This window comes from Parasutterella secunda (genome assembly GCF_016901835.1).
In the GTDB taxonomy this organism is placed as follows: Bacteria; Pseudomonadota; Gammaproteobacteria; order Burkholderiales; family Burkholderiaceae_F; genus Aphodousia; species Aphodousia faecavium.
This window is the reverse complement of record NZ_JACJKX010000031.1, coordinates 1-2,615: the sequence shown is the minus strand read 5'-3', so window position 1 is coordinate 2,615 and position 2,615 is coordinate 1. Positions and strand designations below refer to the sequence as shown.

The window sequence follows — 2,615 nt, the reverse complement described above, 5'->3', positions numbered from 1 at the left end:
TGCTAAATCTATTGCATTCCTTAGGGAGGAACTAAAGTGATAGATTTTCAAGCATTGAGAAATAAAATTCTCGATAAAGCTATTCGTGGTGAATTAGTTCCTCAGTTAGAGAGCGAACCAGAAGTTAATCAAATTGGTGAAAGTCCCGAGGAACCTCCTTTTGATATTCCTAACAAATGGAAATGGATACAAGTTAAGGCTCTGGAAGCAAAGAGAAAAACTGTTTGTCCCATTTCTTTGAATAATGACAAAGTCGAACTTTGGAGCATTCCTGCCTATGACGAGGGAAGAGCACAGATTGTCTCTCCATCAGCTATTGGATCGAGCAAAAAGATTGTTTCCATTGGTGATGTTTTATTAGCAAAAATTGTTCCGCATATAAAAAGGTCTTGGGTTGTAACAGAAAATCGCCCTGAAGCTCCATTAATTAAGTTGGCATCAACTGAATGGTTGATTTATCAATCCGATTTGTTCATTCCAGATTTTCTTGTTTTACTTTTCAAGAGCCCCTATTTTCGCAATAAGATGATGAAAACCATTTCAGGTATGGGGTCTTTGAAAAGAACAAATCCTAAGGCCTTGTCACAGGTTTGGTTACCGCTGCCACCCAAAGAGGAACAATATCGTATTTTGAGTAGAGTAGAACGTTTATGGATAGAAATCGATCAAATGGAATCTGCCTACAAAGAACTTCTTGAAATAAGTAATCAATTAAGAAAAAAAATTCTCAGAAAAGCTATTGAGGGCAAGCTTGTTCCACAGCTAGAGAGTGAACCAAAAGTTGAACTACGAAATGAAAAGGAAAGCTTCAACATCCCATTTGAAATTCCTACTAAATGGAAATGGACAACATTGGAGCAAATATGTCTGCAAATTACTGATGGCGAACACAAAACTCCAAAATATCAAAAAGATGGAGTCCCATTTTTATCTGTAAAAGATATAAGTTCAAAAAAGTTGAACTTTTCAGACACTAAGTTTGTATCTTTAGAGGATTTTGATGTAATAAAAAAGAGATGCCACCCACAAAAAGGAGATATCTTATTGTCTAAAGTTGGTTCTACCGGAATTCCTGCAATTGTTGATACTGACAAAGACTTTGCACTCTTTGTTAGTGTTGCTTTATTGAAACTCAATAAGTTGTTAGTTCTTGATAAATTTTTATGGTACTTGTTGCAATCACCGTTAGTGCAAAAACAAGCAAAAGAAAATACCAGAGGCATAGGAAATAAAAACTGGGTCCTAAAGGCAATAAAAGCAACCATAGTACCTTTGCCGCCTATTCCTGAACAGCGTCGAATTGTCGATCAATTAGAAAAAATATTCTCAAGCATCAATTCTCTATCGAAATAATGACGTTGCTGTAATTAAATTTACTAGTTTTTGGGATATTCTATATTGTTCATCTAATGGAGGGATGGGTATCCAGAGTTCTTTCAACTTCTTTAGAGTCACTCTAGGTATTCCCGTTCCTTGCATTTGTTTCGCAACAATATCCTTTGCGTATTGACTGCGCAAAACATAGACTAAAAACTCTGGCAGTAACAATTCTCTTTTTACTTTTAATAACGCAACACTTGACAATAGACTGAAAGGATTTTCAAGATTGTTAATTGTTACCACGCCAGTCGTCGCCCCATCCTTGATAAACAAGACATCACCATATTCAGGATTACATCGTTTGAATATTTCTTCATGAATTTCTTTTGAAACATAAGTTACATTCGTAAGATCAACGCCGGTAGATTTAATATTTTTTGCGGTGATATATAAAAAATCTCCTTTATCGGCAGATGGTGGCGAATGATGTGTGCCATCTGTAATCTTGGAAGTCACATTTTTTAATTGAGTCCATTTCCATTTCTTGGGAATAGAAAATGGTTTTGTGTCAATTAACTTTCCAATTTGTTGTACCGCTGGTTCGTTCTCTAGCTGTGGAACCAACTTACCTTGAATAGCTCTTTCTAGACACAACTCGCGGAAACGCTCGGAGAGTGGTCCCGATAGTTCGTTATAAGCCTTTTCAGCCTGATCAATTTGCTCAAAAAGTTTTTTAGTCTTCGCAACTATGCGCCGTTGCTCTGAAATCGGAGGAAGAGGTACTCCGCAATTTTTTAACTCTGAAGTTCCTAGGCGTTGTTGACCTGCAGTACCTTTCAAGTTCTCAATGCCATAAGCTATAAACCACGATGATTTCACGAACAAAAGAAGATACTCCCGATCAACAATGTTCTCGTGTGGTCTGAGAACATGAAATTCACTCGATCCACAACCAGTGCCACTAATTAAGTTATTTGCTATAGCTGATTTACGATTTTGAAAACAGGGAGTAATTTTTGCTACAAGAACATCCCCATCAGCAAACTTTGTATATCCACTTTTTACGATATTCCAGGGCCTTTTCTCTTCCAATGAAATATAGTTTAAATATCCGGCAGATACGGCTGCCATAGGGATAAAAGAAACATTGGCATTTGCATCAGTAGCTGTAACTTTCGGATTGATGTGCGCCACATCCAACAAACGAACCCACTTCCACTTCTCGGGAATAGTAAACGGCACTTCACTCTGAGGCTCACCGATTTCTACAACCTCTGGTTCGCTCCCTAACTGAG

2 protein-coding genes are annotated in these 2,615 nt (G+C 37.4%); one reads left to right on the top strand and one right to left on the bottom strand.

Going from position 1 to position 2,615, the window contains the following annotated elements; genetic code table 11:
- The first annotated feature begins 36 nt into the window (after positions 1-36).
- Entirely contained in the window at positions 37-1,353 is a 1,317-nt protein-coding gene (locus H5985_RS09610) for a restriction endonuclease subunit S (protein WP_205051011.1), read from the top strand.
- Here the strand turns inward: H5985_RS09610 and H5985_RS09175 are convergent.
- A partial coding sequence (locus H5985_RS09175) for a restriction endonuclease subunit S (protein ID WP_205051010.1) occupies positions 1,342-2,615 on the bottom strand: 1,274 nt, incomplete at its 5' end. The genes H5985_RS09610 and H5985_RS09175 overlap by 12 nt on opposite strands.